The following is a 615-nucleotide window of genomic DNA, read 5'->3' as shown; positions in this document are numbered from 1 at the left end:
CGGGCTGTTGCAGCGAGCGTAGCTGCTCTTCGAAGACCTCGGCGGGTGTCCGCCAGCCGAGGGTCTTGCGGGGCCGGTTGTTGATCGCCATGGCGACGGCTTCGAGGTCCGTGGACGACCACCGGGAGAGATCGGTGCCCTTCGGGAAGTACTGACGCAGCAGCCCGTTCGTGTTCTCGTTCGTCGGTCGTTGCCAGGGCGAGTGGGGATCGGCGAAGAACACCTTCGTCCCGGTATCGAGGGCGAACTGGGCATGGCCGGAGAGTTCCTTCCCACGGTCCCAGGTGAGGGTTTTGCGTAGCTGCTCGGGCAGCTGCGTCATCGAGGCGGTGAGCGCCGCGTTCATCGCGATCGCGCCATAGCCCCCGAGTGAGGGGCCGTTCTTCACGGGCGGATTCTCGCCCCAGCCCTCGAGCCGGGGCAGGTGCACCAGGAGCGTGGAGCGGCTGCTGCGCTCGACGAGCGTGCCGATCGCGGATCGGCCCGTTCCGATGATCAAATCGCCTTCCCAGTGTCCGGGGACCGCGCGGTCTGCGGCCTCGGCGGGGCGTTCGCTGAGGACGACGTCCGCGGTGACATGCCCCTGCGGTTTGTTCTGTGACCGTGCACGGGGAG

At 67.8% G+C, this 615-nt stretch carries 1 protein-coding gene; it reads right to left on the bottom strand.

Annotated elements, in window-relative coordinates:
- The coding region (locus G6048_RS52290; protein WP_165345936.1) for an IS30 family transposase at positions 1-615 on the bottom strand (615 nt) is incomplete at both ends.

The organism is Streptomyces ureilyticus, from assembly GCF_011045025.1.
GTDB lineage: Bacteria > Actinomycetota > Actinomycetes > Streptomycetales > Streptomycetaceae > Streptomyces > Streptomyces ureilyticus.
Note: the sequence above shows the minus strand (reverse complement) of the source record. Positions and strands in the feature narration are given on the sequence as shown.